The organism is Citrobacter sp. Cpo074 (assembly GCF_030332745.1).
Lineage (GTDB): Bacteria > Pseudomonadota > Gammaproteobacteria > Enterobacterales > Enterobacteriaceae > Citrobacter > Citrobacter portucalensis.
The window spans coordinates 486807-504933 of record NZ_JAOWHG010000033.1; the positions used below are offsets into that span (position 1 = coordinate 486807).

At 53.0% G+C, this 18127-nt stretch carries 15 protein-coding genes; 2 read left to right on the top strand and 13 right to left on the bottom strand.

The genetic code is table 11. The features are described 5' to 3' along the window. Window positions 1–4: 4 nt before the first annotated feature. From nuoM to lrhA, 13 genes are all read right to left on the bottom strand, one after another. Entirely contained in the window at window positions 5–1534 is a 1530-nt protein-coding gene (gene nuoM / locus OGX83_RS16575; RefSeq protein WP_003027692.1) for an NADH-quinone oxidoreductase subunit M, read from the bottom strand. Window positions 1535–1785: 251 nt separating this feature from the next. After that, window positions 1786–3627 carry an NADH-quinone oxidoreductase subunit L gene (nuoL, locus tag OGX83_RS16580; RefSeq protein ID WP_003834744.1) on the bottom strand — a complete coding sequence of 614 codons (1842 nt, stop codon included), beginning with the start codon at window positions 3625–3627 and terminating at the stop codon, window positions 1786–1788. Continuing rightward, a complete protein-coding gene (gene nuoK, locus OGX83_RS16585; RefSeq protein WP_000612644.1) occupies window positions 3624–3926 on the bottom strand; it encodes an NADH-quinone oxidoreductase subunit NuoK in 303 nt (100 codons plus the stop codon). The genes nuoL and nuoK overlap by 4 nt, the downstream gene beginning before the upstream one ends. Next, complete coding sequence (gene nuoJ / locus OGX83_RS16590) at window positions 3923–4477, bottom strand: NADH-quinone oxidoreductase subunit J (RefSeq protein ID WP_003028059.1); 555 nt, start codon at window positions 4475–4477, stop codon at window positions 3923–3925. The genes nuoK and nuoJ overlap by 4 nt, the downstream gene beginning before the upstream one ends. Before the next feature lie 11 nt (window positions 4478–4488). Next, window positions 4489–5031 carry an NADH-quinone oxidoreductase subunit NuoI gene (nuoI, locus tag OGX83_RS16595; protein ID WP_003028062.1) on the bottom strand — a complete coding sequence of 181 codons (543 nt, stop codon included), beginning with the start codon at window positions 5029–5031 and terminating at the stop codon, window positions 4489–4491. A 14-nt stretch (window positions 5032–5045) separates the two neighbouring features. Then, window positions 5046–6023 carry an NADH-quinone oxidoreductase subunit NuoH gene (gene nuoH / locus OGX83_RS16600; protein WP_003028063.1) on the bottom strand — a complete coding sequence of 326 codons (978 nt, stop codon included), beginning with the start codon at window positions 6021–6023 and terminating at the stop codon, window positions 5046–5048. Continuing rightward, window positions 6020–8746, bottom strand: a complete 2727-nt coding sequence (gene nuoG, locus OGX83_RS16605) for an NADH-quinone oxidoreductase subunit NuoG (protein ID WP_286588604.1) — start codon at window positions 8744–8746, stop codon at window positions 6020–6022. Before nuoG ends, nuoH begins: the two co-directional genes overlap by 4 nt. 80 nt (window positions 8747–8826) lie before the next feature. Continuing rightward, the gene (nuoF, locus tag OGX83_RS16610; protein ID WP_003834753.1) at window positions 8827–10164 is read right to left on the bottom strand and encodes an NADH-quinone oxidoreductase subunit NuoF; all 1338 of its coding nucleotides are present in this window, start codon (window positions 10162–10164) and stop codon (window positions 8827–8829) included. Then, complete coding sequence (gene nuoE / locus OGX83_RS16615; RefSeq protein WP_003028069.1) at window positions 10161–10661, bottom strand: NADH-quinone oxidoreductase subunit NuoE; 501 nt, start codon at window positions 10659–10661, stop codon at window positions 10161–10163. The genes nuoF and nuoE overlap by 4 nt, the downstream gene beginning before the upstream one ends. Window positions 10662–10663: 2 nt before the next feature. Further along, window positions 10664–12466, bottom strand: a complete 1803-nt coding sequence (nuoC, locus tag OGX83_RS16620) for an NADH-quinone oxidoreductase subunit C/D (RefSeq protein ID WP_003834757.1) — start codon at window positions 12464–12466, stop codon at window positions 10664–10666. Between the two features lie 85 nt (window positions 12467–12551). Continuing rightward, a complete protein-coding gene (gene nuoB / locus OGX83_RS16625; RefSeq protein WP_003028075.1) occupies window positions 12552–13214 on the bottom strand; it encodes an NADH-quinone oxidoreductase subunit NuoB in 663 nt (220 codons plus the stop codon). Window positions 13215–13229: 15 nt separating this feature from the next. Beyond that, window positions 13230–13673, bottom strand: coding sequence for an NADH-quinone oxidoreductase subunit NuoA (nuoA, locus tag OGX83_RS16630; protein WP_003028077.1), 444 nt, complete (start codon window positions 13671–13673; stop codon window positions 13230–13232). Between the two features lie 627 nt (window positions 13674–14300). After that, window positions 14301–15239 carry a transcriptional regulator LrhA gene (lrhA, locus tag OGX83_RS16635; protein ID WP_003834760.1) on the bottom strand — a complete coding sequence of 313 codons (939 nt, stop codon included), beginning with the start codon at window positions 15237–15239 and terminating at the stop codon, window positions 14301–14303. 926 nt (window positions 15240–16165) lie between these two features. On the opposite strand from lrhA, the gene alaA reads away from it, so the two are divergent. Together alaA and yfbR are read left to right on the top strand one after the other, a co-directional pair. Continuing rightward, a complete protein-coding gene (gene alaA, locus OGX83_RS16640; protein ID WP_003028082.1) occupies window positions 16166–17383 on the top strand; it encodes an alanine transaminase AlaA in 1218 nt (405 codons plus the stop codon). Window positions 17384–17466: 83 nt separating this feature from the next. Next, a complete protein-coding gene (gene yfbR, locus OGX83_RS16645) occupies window positions 17467–18066 on the top strand; it encodes a 5'-deoxynucleotidase (protein ID WP_003028083.1) in 600 nt (199 codons plus the stop codon). Window positions 18067–18127 lie beyond the last annotated feature (61 nt).

Genomic DNA, 18127 nt, shown 5'->3' on the forward strand with positions numbered 1-18127 from the left:
CGATTTACGGCCTTGTAGTAGTAACGGAATTAACAAACCACTGCTGGATGTTGCTCATCGCAGAATGCGAGGTATCCAGAATCGGCTGCGGATAGAAGCCAAGCAGTACCAGAAGCACGACCAGCAACAGGATGATAAACAGCTCACGCAGCGACATCCCTGGCAGTTCAACACTGGCAATCTGGCTCTTCGCTTTACCGAAGTAAGCGCGATGCAGCATCGCCAGCGAGTAAACAGAGGCAAACACCAGACCAAAGGTCGAGATCACGGTAATGACCGGAACCACCTGGTAGCTGCCGAACAGAATCATAAATTCGCCAACGAAGTTACCTGTACCCGGCATACCCAGCGTACACACTGCGAAGAACATCGACAGCGCAGGCAACCATTTCATTTTGCCCCACAGGCCGCCCATCATACGCATATCTCGCGTGTGCAGACGCTCGTACAGCTGACCACACAGAATGAACAGACCGGCTGCGGACAGACCGTGCGCAATCATCTGGATAACAGCACCCTGGTACGCCAGCTGGCTGCCGGTGTAGATAGCAATCAGTACGAAGCCCATGTGCGATACGGAGGTGTAAGCGATCAGACGTTTGATATCGTACTGATTAAAGGCCATCCACGCGCCGTAGAAGATACCGATAACGCCCAGCCACATTGCGATAGGTGCAAACTCAGCCGACGCGTTCGGGAACAGCGGCAGAGAGAAGCGCAGCAGACCGTAAGCCGCGGTTTTCAGCAAGATCCCCGCCAGGTCAACGGAACCTGCGGTCGGCGCCTGGGAGTGCGCATCCGGCAACCAGCCGTGCAGCGGAACTACCGGCATTTTCACCGCGAAGGCAATGAAGAAGCCCAGCATCAGCAGATATTCCACACCGTGGGACATCGGGGTATTCAGCAGCTCTTCATAGTTGAAGGTCCACACACCGGTCGCTTTATAGTGCACAAACACCAGCGCCAGGATGGCAATCAACATCACCAGACCACTCGCCTGGGTATAAATGAAGAACTTGGTCGCCGCCGTGATACGCGTTTTACCGTCAGAGGCTTTATGCCCCCACAACGCGATCAGGAAGTACATCGGCACCAGCATCATTTCCCAGAAGAAGAAGAACAGGAACATGTCGATGGCAAGGAACACGCCGATCACGCCGCCTAAGATCCACATCAGGTTCAGATGGAAGAAGCCCTGGTATTTTTCGATTTCATTCCAGGAGCAAAGTACCGCCAGAACACCGAGCAGACCGGTCAGCACTACCATCAGCAGCGACAGACCGTCGATAGCCAGATGAATAGAGATGCCAAAACGTGGGATCCACGGCAGGACAAATTCAGACTGCCACTGCGGAATACCAGCGGATTGCGTCAGTGAATAGCCGCCCTGCAACCACAGTTGCAGGCCAAGCGCCAGCGTCAATCCCATGGTAATCAGCGCAATCCAGCGCGGCACCTTCACGCCAAAGCGTTCGGTCTGCCAGCACAGGAAGCCACCGATAAAGGGAATTAATATCAACCAGGGTAATAACATAGCTAAGTATGTCCCTTATATTTACTCCTGCTCAGGCTATCTCACTCGTCAGCCCAAATCCCGGCAGTGCTCGCAATCCTCACGTACTTCAGTACGCTCCGGTTGCTCTGCGCTGGCGGTCTCCGGTCTGACTTCGCCGATGACGCCTGTACATCAGGAACAGATTTTCAACGAATTCTAAAAATTATTTTTGGGTTTGTAGGCCGGATAAGCGCAGCGCCATCCGGCAATCGTTCATCCAGCCAACAAACTCAACGCAGTACCATCAACAGTGCCAGCACAACGACGGCGCCGATGCTCATTGATGCAACATACCAGCGCAGATAACCGTTCTCGCTCAACAGCAGGCCTTTACCTGCAAAGCGGGAAAGGATCGCCGGGATGTTCATCATTGAGTTGAGCGGATCGCGTTTCAGCAACCAGGCAACACCCAGGAACGGCTTGACGAACACTTTGTCGTACAGCCAGTCGAAGCCCCAGGCGTTATACCACCAGGTACCCAGCAGGCGGCCCGGCGCACTGTTCGCAATCGACGTCACCAGCGTGCGTTTACCCAGCCACAGCCATGCTGCGATCAGGATGCCCGCAATCGCTACGATACCGGAGGTAATTTCCAGCGTCATGACGCGACCATGCTCAAGCTCGGTCGTCGCAGGCAGTACACCCTGCAGCGGCGGCACAATCAGCGCGCCAACGAAGGTGGACAGGATCATCAGCACAATCAGCGGCAGATGATGGGTAATCCCCTTCCCTGCGTGGGCATGAATTTGTTCTTTACCGTGGAACACGATGAAAATCATACGGAAGGTGTACAGAGAGGTCATGAATGCACCGACCAGACCTGCAACCATAAGATTAATATGACCATTCGCCATTGCACCGGCCAGAATCTCATCCTTACTGAAGAAGCCAGCGGTAATCAGCGGCAGAGCCGACAGCGCCGCGCCACCGATCAGGAAGCAGAGATACACCAGCGGAATTGACTTACGCAGACCGCCCATCTTGAAGATGTTCTGTTCGTGGTGGCAAGCCAGGATAACCGAGCCGGATGCCAGGAACAGCAGCGCTTTAAAGAAGGCGTGCGTCATCAGGTGGAAAATCGCCGCATCCCACGCCTGTACGCCGAGAGCCAGGAACATATAACCAATCTGGCTCATGGTGGAGTACGCAAGAACGCGTTTGATGTCGGTCTGTACCAGCGCAGCAAAACCCGCCAGCACCAGAGTGATAGCACCGATAATCCCCACCAGGTGCAGGATTTCAGGCGTCATCAGGAACAGGCCGTGCGTACGTGCTATCAGGTAGACACCAGCGGTAACCATCGTCGCGGCGTGGATCAACGCGGAGACAGGCGTCGGACCGGCCATCGCATCAGCAAGCCAGGTCTGCAACGGCAGCTGTGCAGATTTACCGACCGCACCGCCCAGCAGCATCAGGGTTGCCCACATCAGCATGTTGTTACCGTCTGCAAAGTGCGCAGGCGCCAGTTCCACCATTTCGCGGAAGTTCAGCGTGCCCAGCTCGTTGTAGAGGATGAACAGCGCGAACGCCAGGAATACGTCACCAACACGGGTTACCACGAAGGCTTTCATTGCCGCAGCGCCATTCTTCGGATCGGTGTAGTAGAAACCAATCAGCAGATAGGAGCACAGGCCCACGCCTTCCCAGCCGAGGTACATCAGCAGCAGGTTATCCGCCAGCACCAGAACCACCATGCTGGCGATAAACAGGTTGGTGTAGGCGAAGAAACGAGAATAGCCCTCTTCTCCGCGCATATACCAGGAGGCGAACATGTGGATCAGGAAACCAACGCCGGTCACCACGGAGAGCATGGTCAGCGACAGGCCGTCCAGCACCAGGTTAAAACCGATGTTGAAGTCGCCGACTGACATCCACGTCCACAGCGGCTGGCTGTAAGCCTGCTGGCCATTGGCAAAGAAATCAACGCCAACAAACGCAGTAACCAGCGCAGCCAGACCGATCGACCCGACACCCACGGTAGCGGACAGATTTTCTGACCAACGACCACGAGAAAACGCCAGTAATACAAAGCCAATAAATGGCAGAATAATGGTTAAGGCAAGCATGTTCATCCACGCATCTCACTTACTGAATCGATGTTCAGGTTCTGGCGACGGCGATGAAGTTGCAGCAACAGCGCAAGCCCAATGCTCGCTTCGGCAGCCGCAAGGCTGATGGCGAGAATATACATCACCTGACCATCGGTCTGGCCCCAGTAGCTTCCTGCGACCACAAAGGCCAACGCGGAGGCGTTAATCATGATTTCCAGCCCGATCAGCATAAACAGCAGATTGCGGCGGATAACCAGACCGGTTAAGCCCAGCACGAATAAGATCGCAGCGAGGATCAGTCCATGTTGTAAGGGGATCATGCGTGCTCCTCCGTTTTTCTTTTCGCGCGGTCATCGGTGCGATTGCTCAGCACTTCACCAGAACGCTCTTCGCGCCCCACGTGGAAGGCCACAACCAGACCCGCCAGCAGCAGCATCGAAGCCAGTTCAACCGCCAGTACATACGGTCCGAACAGGGAAATACCGACTGCTTTCGCGCTAATTGGCGTGCCGTCGATGCCCTGATCGTTAACGCCCAGAATGGCGTAAACAATAACCACCAGCATAATGGCTGACAGAATCGCCGGACCAATCCACACCTGCGGTTTCAGCCACTGACGTTCCTGTTCAATTTCAGAACCACCAAGGTTGAGCATCATCACCACGAACACGAACAGCACCATGATGGCGCCCGCGTAGACGATAATTTCCAGCGCACCGGCGAAGTAAGCGCCTAACGAGAAGAACACCCCAGAAATCGCCAGCAGCGAAATAATCAGGTACAGCAACGCGTGTACCGGATTGGTGTGGGTGATCACCCGCAAGGTTGCGAGAATGGCTATCAGGCCACAGATATAAAAAGCGAACTCCATTGCCCCTCTCCTTACGGTAACAGGCTCTTGACGTCGATAGGCTTAGCTTCGTTCTCTGCTTCGCCCTTATCTTTGCCGTCGATTGCCATACCTGCCATCCGGTAGAAGTTATATTCCGGGTATTTGCCCGGACCGGAGATCAGCAGATCCTCTTTCTCGTAAACCAGGTCCTGGCGCTTGTACTCACCCAGCTCGAAATCTGGAGTCAGCTGAATAGCCGTAGTCGGACAGGCTTCTTCGCACAGGCCGCAGAAAATGCAGCGTGAGAAGTTAATGCGGAAAAACTCCGGATACCAGCGGCCATCTTTGGTCTCTGCTTTTTGCAGAGAAATACAGCCTACCGGACACGCTACCGCACACAGGTTACAGGCAACGCAGCGCTCTTCACCGTCTGGATCACGAGTCAGAACGATACGACCACGAAAACGGGGCGGTAGATAGACCGGCTCTTCCGGATACATCTGCGTTTCGCGTTTCGCGAACGCATGCAGGCCGATCATCCAGATACTGCGTACCTGGGTGCCGAAACCTACGAACAATTCTTTTAAGGTCATGGTCTTTGTGTCCCTTATTGCGCCTGCCAGAGAATGACAGCCGCCGTTACCAGCAAGTTGACGAGCGTCAGCGGCAGACAGACTTTCCAGCCGAAGGACATTACCTGGTCATAACGAGGACGCGGTAACGACGCACGAATCAAAATGAACATCATCATGAAGAACGCGGTTTTCAGCGCGAACCAGACGAATGGCGGTAAGAACGGGCCATGCCAGCCACCGAAGAACAGGGTAACCATCAGTGCAGAAATGGTGACGATACCGATGTATTCACCCACGAAGAACAAACCGAATTTCATACCGGAATATTCAATGTGGTAACCGTCGGCCAGTTCCTGCTCGGCTTCTGGCTGGTCAAACGGGTGACGGTGGCACACCGCCACGCCCGCGATGGCAAAGGTGACAAAACCAAAGAACTGCGGAATAACGTTCCAGATATCAGCCTGGTTATTGACGATGTCGGTCATGTTAAATGAACCGGCCTGCGCCACCACGCCCATCAGGGAAAGCCCGAGGAACACTTCGTAACTCAGCGTCTGCGCAGACGCACGCATCGCACCGAGCAGGGAGTATTTGTTGTTACTGGACCAGCCGGCGAACAGCACCGCGTATACCGCAAGGCCCGCCATCATCAGGAAGAACAGGATCCCGATGTTCAGGTCAGCAACTACCCAGTTCGGACTCACCGGCACGATGGCGAAAGCCAGCAGTAGCGAGGTAAAGGCGATCATCGGTGCCAGGGTAAAGATGACGCGATCCGAGAATTTCGGGATCCAGTCTTCTTTAAAGAACATCTTGATCATGTCCGCAACCAGCTGGAGCGAACCGCCCCAGCCAACACGGTTCGGTCCGTAACGGTTCTGGAACAGACCCAGCAGACGACGTTCGCCAAAGCTCATGAATGCCCCGCAGGTGACCACCACCAGCAGGATCACGACCGCTTTGAGAATGCTCAGCAGGATCTCAATCAGATCGGGTGTAATCCAACTCATTGTTGTGCCTCCTGCAGATCCTCAAGACGCGCACCTGCCAGAACCGGCGCGATGCCAGGCATACCCATCGGCAAACCAACCTGCCCTGCCGTTAATCCTTCAGCGATTTCAACCGGCAGCGTAACCGTGTTGCCATCGTAGCTGAAAGAAACGCGCGTACCGGCATTAACACCCAACTTCGCGGCATCAGCCGGGTTGAGTTTGATGTACGGCTGCGGCATACGGGTCTGGAAGACCGGCGCACGCTGGGACATTTCGTCGCTGCCGAACAGATGGTAGTACGGCGCGATACGCCACTGCCCATCCTGAGCCTGGAAGCTCGCCGGAACGGTAGTGAAGTAATCCATACCATCTGCAGAAGCTTCGATCAGACGCACGCCCGGATCGCCATGACGCAGTTTACCGCCCACTTCATCCTGGAACTTGTTCCACGCCTGTGGGGAGTTCCAGCCCGGAGCCCAGGCAAACGGAATTTGTGAACGCGGCGCAGACGGTTGGTTGTTCCCTTCCATAGAGAAGGCGAACATTGTGTCTTTGTCCTGCGGCTGGCGCGGTTCGTGTACGCTGATGTTGGCGCGCATTGCGGTACGACCGCTGTAGCGGTGCGGTTCACGAGCCAATTTCTGTCCACGGATACGGAAGCTTGCGTCCGGAGCGGCATCTTTGATACCCGCCAGTTGCGGCAGCTGCTCAACGACCGCGTCGATAACGTGGTCGAGCTGCGTCCAGTCCACTTCGCGGCTCTGCACGGTGCTGTGCAGCGAGTGCAGCCAGCGCCAGCTTTCCAGCATCACGGTGTTACTGTCGTAGTAGGACGGGTCGTAGACCTGGAAGAAACGCTGAGCGCGGCCTTCGTTGTTAATCACCGTACCATCGCTTTCGGCGAAGCTTGCGGCGGAAAGCACCAGATGGGCGTTTTCCATAATTGCCGTACGCTGATGGTCAATGACCAGTACCAGCGGCGCTTTCGCCAGCGCTGCGTTCACACGCGTTGCTGAAGCATGGCGATGCAGGTCATTCTCCAGCACCACAACGGCGTCAGCACGACCTGTTTCCAGCTCGGTCAGCGCATCGTCAAGGGAACCACCGCCAATCATACCCAGGCCCATGCTGTTAACAGAGCGAGCAATCATGGTGATGCCGACGTCTGCGCCACGGCCTTTCAGCGCCTTCGCCACGTTGGCAGCCGCCTGAATCACTTCGGCGCTACCGGCGTTGGTGCCGGAAATAATCAGTGGTTTCTTCGCCCCGGCCAGTGCCTGAACGATAACGCCAATTTTGTTTTGCAGGTCACGGTCGATACCGTCAACCGCCGGAGCGTTGTTATCCAGCGCATGAGCGATAGCGAAACCTAAACGCGCCTGATCTTCAACCGGTGCACGATAGGTCCATGCGGCGATGTCATCCAGACGGGTGTTATCGACGTTGGTAACGAACAGCGGGTGCTTAGCACGCTGGCCGATGTTAAGGATTGCTGCGATCTGCCAGTCAGCCACTTTCTGTGCCGCCGCCATTTCACGCGCTTTACCTTTCACCGCCTGACGCACTGCCAGCGCAACGCGTGCGCCGGTCTGGGTGACATCTTCGCCCAGCACCAGAACCGCATCATAAGATTCGATTTCGCGCAGTGCCGGAGTATGAATCCCGCCGTCACGCAGCACGCTCAGTGCCAGTTGCAGACGTTCCTGCTCGCCCTGGGCGATACCGGTATAGAAGTTATCCGCACCCACCAGTTCACGCAGCGCGAAGTTACTTTCAACGCTGGCGCGCGGGGAGCCGATACCAATTACTTTCTTCGACTGACGCAGAATATCTGCCGCGCCCTGCATCGCCTGCTCGGCGTTGAGCGTGATCAGGTCATCGCCACGACGCTGTACTGGCTGACGCGGACGGTCTTTCAGGTTCACGTAACCATAGCCAAAACGACCACGGTCGCAGAGGAAGTAGTGGTTAACGGTACCATTATAACGGTTTTCGATACGACGCAGTTCACCGTAGCGTTCGCCCGGGCTGGTGTTACAGCCGATGGAACACTGCTGGCAGATGCTCGGCGCAAACTGCATGTCCCACTTACGGTTATAACGCTCGGAGTGCGTTTTATCAGTGAAGACGCCGGTCGGGCAAATTTCTACCAGGTTACCAGAGAACTCGCTTTCGAGCGTACCGTCTTCCGGGCGACCGAAGTAGACGTTGTCATGTGCGCCATAGACGCCCAGATCCGCGCCATCGGCGTAATCTTTGTAGTAACGTACGCAGCGATAGCAGGCGATGCAGCGGTTCATTTCGTGAGAGATGAACGGCCCCAGGTCCTGGTTACGGTGAGTACGCTTCGTGAAGCGGTAGCGACGGAAGCTGTGACCGGTCATGACGGTCATATCCTGCAGGTGGCAGTTGCCGCCCTCTTCACAGACCGGACAGTCGTGCGGGTGGTTCGTCATCAACCACTCCACGACGCTTTCGCGGAACTGTTTCGCTTCTTCGTCATCAATAGAAATAAAGGTGCCTTCGGTGGCCGGTGTCATACAAGACATCACCAGGCGACCACGCGTGTCTTCCGCGTTTTGATATTGCTTCACCGCACACTGGCGGCAAGCACCGACGCTTCCCAGCGCCGGGTGCCAGCAAAAGTACGGAATATCAAGGCCGAGAGACAGACAAGCTTCCAGCAGGTTGTCCGCTCCGTTGACCTCATATTCTTTGCCGTCTACATGAATCGTAGCCATAGTCAGCATGCTTCCAGTTGGCTCGGTCGTAACCGAGCGTTAATCGAATTTCTTATCGCGACACAGGGCTAACCCTGTAATCACCAGCGCTCTTTCAGCAGGTTCGGCTGAATACCACCAATCTGATGGGTATTGCTGAAGGACTGCTTGATGCCAGCTTCGAATTCTTCGCGGAAATATTTAATGGCGCTCTGCAGCGGTTCCACTGCGCCCGGTGCGTGTGCACAGAAGGTTTTACCCGGGCCGAGGAAACGACACAGTTGCTCAAGTGTCTCGATATCCCCTGGCTGGCCTTCGCCACGCTCCAGCGCGCGCAGAATTTTCACACTCCACGGCAGACCGTCACGGCACGGCGTACACCAGCCGCAAGACTCGCGGGCAAAGAACTCTTCGAGGTTACGCACCAAAGGAACCATGCCAATCTCGTGATCGACAGCCATGGCCAGCGCGGTGCCCAGACGGCTACCTGCTTTACCAATGCTTTCGAATTCCATCGGCAGATCGAGGTGCGCTTCGGTCAGGAAGTCAGTCCCTGCGCCGCCTGGCTGCCAGGCTTTGAACTTCAGTCCATCGCGCATGCCGCCCGCGTAATCTTCGAGGATCTCACGCGCGGTAGTACCGAAAGGCAGTTCCCACAGGCCAGGATTCTTCACGCGACCAGAGAAGCCCATCAGCTTGGTGCCCGCGTCTTTGCTCTTCGAAATGTTCTGGTACCACTCCACGCCGTTCGCGAGGATAGCCGGTACGTTACACAGGGTTTCGACGTTGTTTACGCAGGTCGGTTTGCCCCATGCGCCAGAGCTTGCCGGGAACGGCGGCTTGGAACGTGGGTTAGCACGGCGACCTTCGAGGGAGTTGATCAGCGCGGTTTCTTCACCGCAGATATAACGCCCTGCCCCGGTGTGGACAAACAGTTCGAAGTCGAAACCGGTGCCCATGATGTTTTTGCCAAGCAGACCGGCTTCGGTCGCTTCGGCGATCGCGCGACGCAGATGCACGGCTGCTTCGATATATTCACCGCGCAGGAAGATGTAACCACGGTACGCTTTCAGCGCAAACGCGGAAATCAGCATGCCTTCCACCAGCAGGTGCGGCAGCTGTTCCATCAGCAGACGGTCTTTATAGGTGCCCGGCTCCATTTCATCGGCGTTACACAGCAGGTAACGGATGTTCATGGATTCGTCTTTCGGCATCAGGCTCCACTTCAGACCGGTGGAAAAGCCCGCGCCGCCGCGCCCTTTCAGGCCAGCGTCTTTTACCTGATTAACGATTTCGTCCGGTGACAACCCGGTCAGGGCCTTACGCGCACCTTCGTAGCCGTTCTTGCTACGGTATTCGTCCAGCCAGACCGGCTGTTTGTCATCACGCAGACGCCAGGTCAGCGGATGGGTTTCGGGAGTACGGATAATGTCTTTCATTTATACCGCTCCAGTAGTTCGGGAATGCCTTCCGGGGTCAGGTGAGCATGAGTATCTTCATCGATCATCATGTTTGGCCCTTTATCGCAGTTCCCCAGGCAACAGGTCGGCAGCAGCGTAAAGCGACCATCAAAGGTCGTCTGCCCCGGCTTGATGTTGAGTTTTTTCTCAAGCGCGGCCTGGATCCCCTGGTAGCCGTTGATATGGCACACCACGCTGTCGCAATAGCGGATCACGTGGCGACCTACCGGCTGGCGGAAGATCTGGCTATAAAACGTAGCAACACCTTCTACGTCGCTTGCCGGAATACCCAGCACATCAGCGATCGCATAGATCGCCCCATCCGGCACCCAGCCACGCTGTTTCTGAACGATTTTCAGCGCTTCAATGGACGCCGCACGCGGGTCTTCGTAGTGGTGCTTCTCGTGCTCAATCGCTTCACGCTCAGCCGCACTCAGCTCAAAAGCCTCGGTTTGTGGTTGTTGATTCTCGTGCATAATTAGCGGTCCACATCTGACATAACAAAATCGATACTACCCAGATGGACGATTAAGTCGGACACCAGGCTGCCACGTACCGCTACCGGGATCTGCTGCAGGTGCGCATAGCTCGGGGTACGGATACGGGTACGGTAACTCATGGTGCTGCCATCGCTGGTCAGGTAGTAACTGTTGATACCCTTGGTCGCTTCCACCATCTGGAAGGACTCGTTTGCCGGCATAACCGGACCCCACGAAACCTGCAGGAAGTGGGTGATAAGGGTTTCGATATGTTGCAGCGTGCGCTCTTTCGGCGGCGGCGTCGTCAGCGGGTGATCCGCTTTGAACGGGCCTTCCGGCATGTTATTGAGGCACTGCTCAAGGATGCGCAGACTCTGGCGCAGCTCTTCAACTTTCAGCATCACGCGGGTATAGCAGTCAGAAACGCCGCCGCCAACCGGGACTTCAAAGTCAAAGTTTTCGTAGCCAGAGTACGGACGCGCTTTACGCACGTCGAAATCAATACCGGTCGCGCGCAGCGCAGCACCGGTACAACCCCAGTCCAGCGCTTCTTTCTTACCGTAAGCGGCAACGCCCTGCGAACGGCCTTTCAGGATGGTGTTACGCAGTGCGGCTTTCTCGTAAGAATCCAGACGTTTTGGCATCCAGTCGAGGAAGTCACGCAGCAGCTTGTCCCAACCGCGCGGCAGATCGTGTGCCACACCGCCGATGCGGAACCAGGCCGGGTGCATACGGAAACCGGTGATCGCTTCCACCACGTCATAGATTTTCTGACGGTCGGTAAAGGCGAAGAATACCGGGGTCATCGCGCCGACGTCCTGAATGAACGTGGAGATGTACAGCAGGTGGCTGTTGATACGGAACAGTTCGGACAACATCACGCGAATCACGTTGACGCGATCCGGCGTGGTGATACCAGCCAGCTTCTCAACGGCCAGTACGTAAGGCATTTCGTTTACGCAGCCGCCGAGGTACTCAATACGGTCGGTGTACGGAATGTAGCTGTGCCAGGACTGACGTTCACCCATCTTTTCAGCGCCACGGTGGTGGTAGCCGATGTCAGGTACGCAGTCGACGATTTCTTCGCCATCAAGCTGCAGCACAATACGGAAAGCACCGTGAGAAGACGGATGGTTAGGACCGAGGTTGAGGAACATGAAGTCCTCATTTTCGGTGCTACGCTTCATACCCCAATCTTCTGGTTTGAAGGTCAGCGCTTCCATTTCCAGATCCTGTTTGGCTTTAGTCAGCTCAAACGGATCGAATTCGGTCGCACGCGCCGGGTAGTCTTTACGCAGCGGATGACCTTCCCAGGTATGCGGCATCAGCAGACGCGTCAGGTGCGGGTGACCTTCGATATCGATGCCAAACATTTCCCAGGTTTCACGCTCATACCAGTTGGCGTTCGGGAACAGTTTGGTGAAAGTCGGTACGCGCAGATCGTTTTCAGACAAAGCCACCTTGAGCATGATATCGCGATTGCGTTCAATGGAGATCAGGTGATAGAAAACGGAAAAATCCGCGGCAGGTAACCCTTCGCGGTGCGTACGCAGACGTTCGTCCATGCCGTGTAAGTCAAACAGCATGACGTAAGGTTTCGGCAGTCTCTTTAAGAAATCGCCAACTTCCAGTAATTGTTCACGCTTGACCCAAACAACGGGTACCCCGGTGCGAGTCGCCTGAACGGTAAAGGCATCCGGCCCAAAACGGTTGCGCAGTTCGCCAATGACCGGGTCATCAAGGTGATCCCGTGTTTGCCATACGGCGTCTTGCGCGGTTAAGTCGGTCATATTGTTCACCATTGCAAATGGTCCGTGGTGGTCGGCAGTGCTTCGCGCTATTTATGTAGTGATAAGCGAAGGAAGTGCTGCTGCCGACAGGCGCAAATTAAATCTCGTCTGGTGTACGAAGATTCGTTACAGCAATACGTTCGCCGCGTTTACGCTCGCGTTCTGACTGCATATTGGCGCGATAAACGCCCTGATCGCCAACCACCCAGGAGAGCGGACGGCGTTCTTTGCCAATGGAATCTTGCAGCAGCATCAGAGCCTGCATATACGCTTCTGGGCGCGGCGGACATCCCGGGATGTACACATCGACCGGAATAAATTTATCAACGCCCTGCACCACAGAATAGATGTCGTACATACCGCCGGAGTTGGCGCATGCGCCCATGGAAATAACCCATTTCGGTTCCAGCATCTGATCGTAGAGGCGCTGAATAACTGGTGCCATTTTGGTAAAGCAGGTTCCGGCTACGACCATCAGGTCAGCCTGACGCGGCGATGCACGCAGTACTTCCGCACCAAAACGGGCCACATCGTGCACGGCGGTAAACGAGGTCACCATCTCAACGTAGCAGCAGGAAAGGCCAAAGTTATATGGCCAAATTGAGTTTTTACGGCCCCAGTTAACCATGTCATGCAGTTTGCCCATGAACACGTTTTTGTTAACTTCTTGTTCCAGGGGGTCGGTTACGATCTCCTGTTTTTGCAGGGGGTAACGGTCGTTCTCACCGTTAGGATCTATGCGGGTGAGCGTATAATCCATCTTAATGCCTCGCGGTTAGCGTTGACGATTAGCGATACTGTTCGTTTCCGGGTTCATACGCTCGCGGCGTGAACGCGCGGGCGTCCAGTCCAGCGCGCCAATACGCACCAGATAAACCAGACCTGCCAGTAACACAAAAATAAAAATTGCAGCTTCCACAAAGCCAATCCAACCGCTTTCACGGATAGAAGTTGACCATGCGAACAGATACAGCGCTTCAACGTCGAAGATAACGAAGAACATGGCTACCAGATAAAACTTGGCAGACAGGCGCAGGCGGGCGGTGCCGACCGAGTCGATACCTGATTCAAACGGCACGTTTTTAGATCTCGCGCGTGCGCGACCCCCTAAAAACCAGCCGCCGACGAGCATCAGGCAGCACAGGCCAATGGCAACGATAAGAAAGATAGCGAATGCCCAGTGATGAGCGATGATTTCAGTGGATGTTGACATACTCATTGCTTACTCATCAAAAGTAGCGCCAAATTCTCTGCTCTTTTCGGCAGATGAACGCCACATCGATTCATGGGGAGGAATAAAAAAAACCTTACAATCACTGTGAAAAATCATTTTATACAGCTAATTGATGGGGTTTTTTACTCCTTTCTATAACCTTTTGTCAACTTTAACAAAAGTTTCCTCACATTATTTTACACTGTTCCAACTTCATTAACATAAAGTGCTCTTTAGACCCATTTCGATTGCATCATCGGTCATTTTTAATGTTGTTGAATCGTGTCCGTAGTGAAGTAAAAAAGATAATACACGTCTATTTTGACAGGAATTCACCCAGATGCCTCCCCCTAAATGGGAGTATTTTCTTGATCTGTGACACGCTTTTGTTAATTCACCATAAAAAACAGCAACAATTTCTCTAGTTTTTTAACATGGAAACATTTAGCAACTCAGCTGATTATTTTTCATCCTATTGTCAGTCTGTTTTTTTACCTGCTGATTTTGTTAAGTTTTAGTATATGAATGAACAGAAAGCAGTAATATTTGCATAAAAAAAGAGCCGCTGGATGTTTTTTCATCATCAGTGGCTCTTTTTTACACTTACATTTTAAAACGTTTTTTTGTGACGCTTTACTCAAAGTCGCCTTCAACAATCAGCGAGTCATCTCCCCCTTCAGGGGTAAACTGATTGTATTGCCAAGGATTTTGATATGTCTGCATCGACTTAAAGATAACCTGAGCTAATTCATTTTGCGTGGCCGGATCGCTGCACAGCAGATACTCGGTATCAGGCAGAGGTGGCAATCCGTCCGCCGCACCCAGTACGCGTAAATCCGGGCTCATCATTTCGACAGGACGGGCAGTAACGCCCAGCCCTGCTTTTACCGCCGCGCGGACCGCAGGCAATGTTGAAGCGACATAAGCCAAACGCCACGGGATCTGTGCGGCATTCAACGTCGCCAGCACGATATCGCGAAACGGGCTGGGATCGTCCAGCAGAACTAACGGCACCGGTTCCCCTTTTTGCAGGATATATTCGGCTGCGCAATACCAGTGCGTCGGTGAAGTTCGCAAATTCAGGCACTCAAAATCGCCAGGTCGGTTAGTGGTGACCACTAAATCCACTTCTTGCGACTTAAGCATCTCCACCATGTAGGCGTTGCGTTTCACTCTGACATCCAGTGCAAGTTTCGGATAAACCGAACTTATACGGTTAAGCAGAAAAGGGAGTATGGTATCGGCGGATTCATCAGAAGCACCGATAGTTAACACCCCCTGAAGATTGTTAAACATCAATGATGAGCATGCCTCATCATTAAATCGCAGTATTTTCCTGGCGTAACCCAACAGCTGGATACCGTGTTCGGTCAGCAGTTTGTTGCGTCCATGGCGCGCGAACAACTCTTTCCCCACAAGTTGTTCAAGACGCTGCATTTGCTGACTTACCGCAGACTGAGTTCGACATACCGCAGCTGCCGCAGCCGCAAAGGTATTCAGGTCGGCAACAGCAACAAAGGTTCTCAGCAGATCGAGGTCGAGGTTAATTATCGGACGATTTGCATTTATCATAGTTTTTCACTTACTCGCGGGTCATACCGGGTTAATGCTGTGCATTCAGAATCAAACAACTCCATTTGTAATGTGCCTCCCTTCAGTTTCGCTTAGTGTAACCAAGTGAAAATAAGGATGTATTTGGTTTAACAAACGAAACAATTCTCTTTCTGAGCTATTTTAATACCCGTGATATTCATCGGAATATAGCAACGAGAAAGAGCCGTATTTTTAGCTGCTGGATGATTCTGACTAATGGGAAACATGTAAATTTTGTAAATTTAAAAAATAGTTAACGAACAATAATTTACACATTAAAAACTAACTTTTCAGGATGTTAGGAACAACCAACAAACATTTGAATTATCGTAAAATTCGTACTACACACCATTTCATAGGAGTTATCTTAACCTAAAACCACTATATTTATAAGTGTTATCGCGAATAATTCCGGGCAAATTGGTGTTATGTCAGCGAAACGGTTTTCGTATTATTGGCCCACTCAATTTGATGTCGTTTAAATAATAAATAATAATTAATTAAGAATCTCTCAATTCATTAATTATGCTTAACAATGGATTCACACCGCATCACGGAGGGATCAGACCGATAACAGATTTCGCAGGCAAAACCTCAGTATTTTCGAATTACGCCATTCAGCTGAGATCTCAGCTACTTTGTCTTTACAGACCTAACTTTTTTTGACCAGACAAATCACCATACCCACGCTAACAAAGCAAAATATAAACCACAATAAACACAACAATCCAGATTATTACCCTACAAAAATCACATTATTTAGTCATTAACAGTGAATTATAATCCTCCTGCTTTCCAAAATCTTCTACTAAAGACCCTTCAAAACTAACCGTCGTGGGAGTACATTGTGCTGGGCTGACTTCCACGGCAGGGAGTGGCATTCACAGCTAAAAAGGTCAACGTTCATGTCCCCCATTGAAAAATCCAGCAAATTAGAAAACGTCTGTTATGACATTCGCGGCCCGGTTCTGAAGGAAGCAAAGCGCCTGGAAGAAGAAGGCAACAAAGTTCTGAAACTGAACATCGGCAACCCTGCGCCTTTCGGGTTTGAAGCGCCAGATGAAATTTTGGTGGATGTGATCCGCAATTTGCCAACTGCGCAAGGATATTGCGATTCCAAAGGCCTTTATTCAGCCCGCAAAGCAATCATGCAGCATTACCAGGCCCGTGGGATGCGCGACGTAACCGTGGAAGATATCTATATCGGTAACGGCGTATCTGAATTGATTGTGCAGGCCATGCAGGCATTGCTAAACAGTGGGGACGAAATGCTGGTTCCTGCACCTGATTATCCACTGTGGACGGCGGCGGTTTCGCTCTCTGGTGGTAATGCCGTGCACTACCTGTGTGACGAATCGTCAGACTGGTTCCCGGACCTGGATGATATCCGCGCCAAAATTACGCCGCGTACCCGTGGGATCGTCATCATCAACCCAAACAACCCAACCGGCGCGGTGTATTCTAAAGAGCTGCTGATGGAGATTGTTGAGATTGCCCGCCAAAACAACCTCATCATCTTTGCGGACGAGATTTACGACAAAATTCTTTACGATGACGCCGAGCACCACTCGATTGCGGCAATGGCCCCTGACCTGCTGACTATTACCTTTAACGGCCTGTCAAAAACCTATCGTGTTGCCGGTTTCCGCCAGGGCTGGATGGTACTGAACGGACCGAAGAAACATGCCAAAGGGTATATCGAAGGCCTTGAGATGCTGGCTTCTATGCGCCTGTGTGCCAACGTTCCGGCACAACATGCCATTCAGACCGCACTGGGTGGATATCAGAGCATCAGCGAATTCATCATGCCAGGCGGACGTCTGTATGAGCAACGTAACCGCGCCTGGGAACTGCTTAATGACATCCCCGGCGTCTCTTGCGTAAAACCGCGCGGTGCGCTGTATATGTTCCCGAAAATTGATGCTAAACGCTTCAATATTCATGACGACCAGAAGATGGTACTCGACTTCCTGTTGCAGGAAAAAGTACTGCTGGTCCAGGGGACGGCATTCAACTGGCCGTGGCCGGATCATTTCCGCATCGTCACGCTACCGCGTATTGACGATATCGAAATGTCGCTGAGTAAATTTGAGCGTTTCCTGTCAGGGTATCGCCAGCTGTAACCACGCAAAGTGCTGCCGGGTTTGCATCCGGTAGCACTCTCTGCGCAAAATACCGTTACTGAAGTCACTGAGTAAGGGTCGTTATGAAGCAGAGCCACTTTTTTGCCCACCTCTCCCGTCTGAAACTCATTAACCGCTGGCCGCTGATGCGCAACGTGCGCACCGAAAACGTGTCCGAACACAGTCTGCAGGTTGCCATGGTTGCCCATGCGCTGGCCGCAATTAAAAACCGTAAATTTGGTGGTCAGGTTAATGCTGAGCGTATTGCCCTGCTGGCGATGTATCACGATGCGTCAGAGGTGTTAACCGGCGATCTCCCTACCCCAGTGAAATATTTCAACTCGCAGATTGCCCAAGAATATAAAGCGATAGAGAAAATTGCCCAACAAAAACTGGTCGATATGGTTCCCGATGAGCTGCGCGATATTTTTGCGCCGCTCATTGATGAACATGCCTTAAGTGAAGAAGAGAGGTCGATTGTTAAACAGGCAGATGCCCTGTGCGCGTATCTGAAGTGCCTGGAAGAACTCTCCGCCGGTAACAACGAATTTCTGCTGGCGAAAACACGTCTGGAAAAAACGCTGGAGTCACGACGCAGCGAAGAGATGGACTACTTTATGGACGTGTTCGTCCCGAGTTTTCACCTCTCATTAGATGAAATCAGTCAGGATTCTCCATTGTAAGTTTGCGACGACGTTACCTTTGTAGGCCGGATGAGGCGTTAGCCGCCATCCGGCACATAAA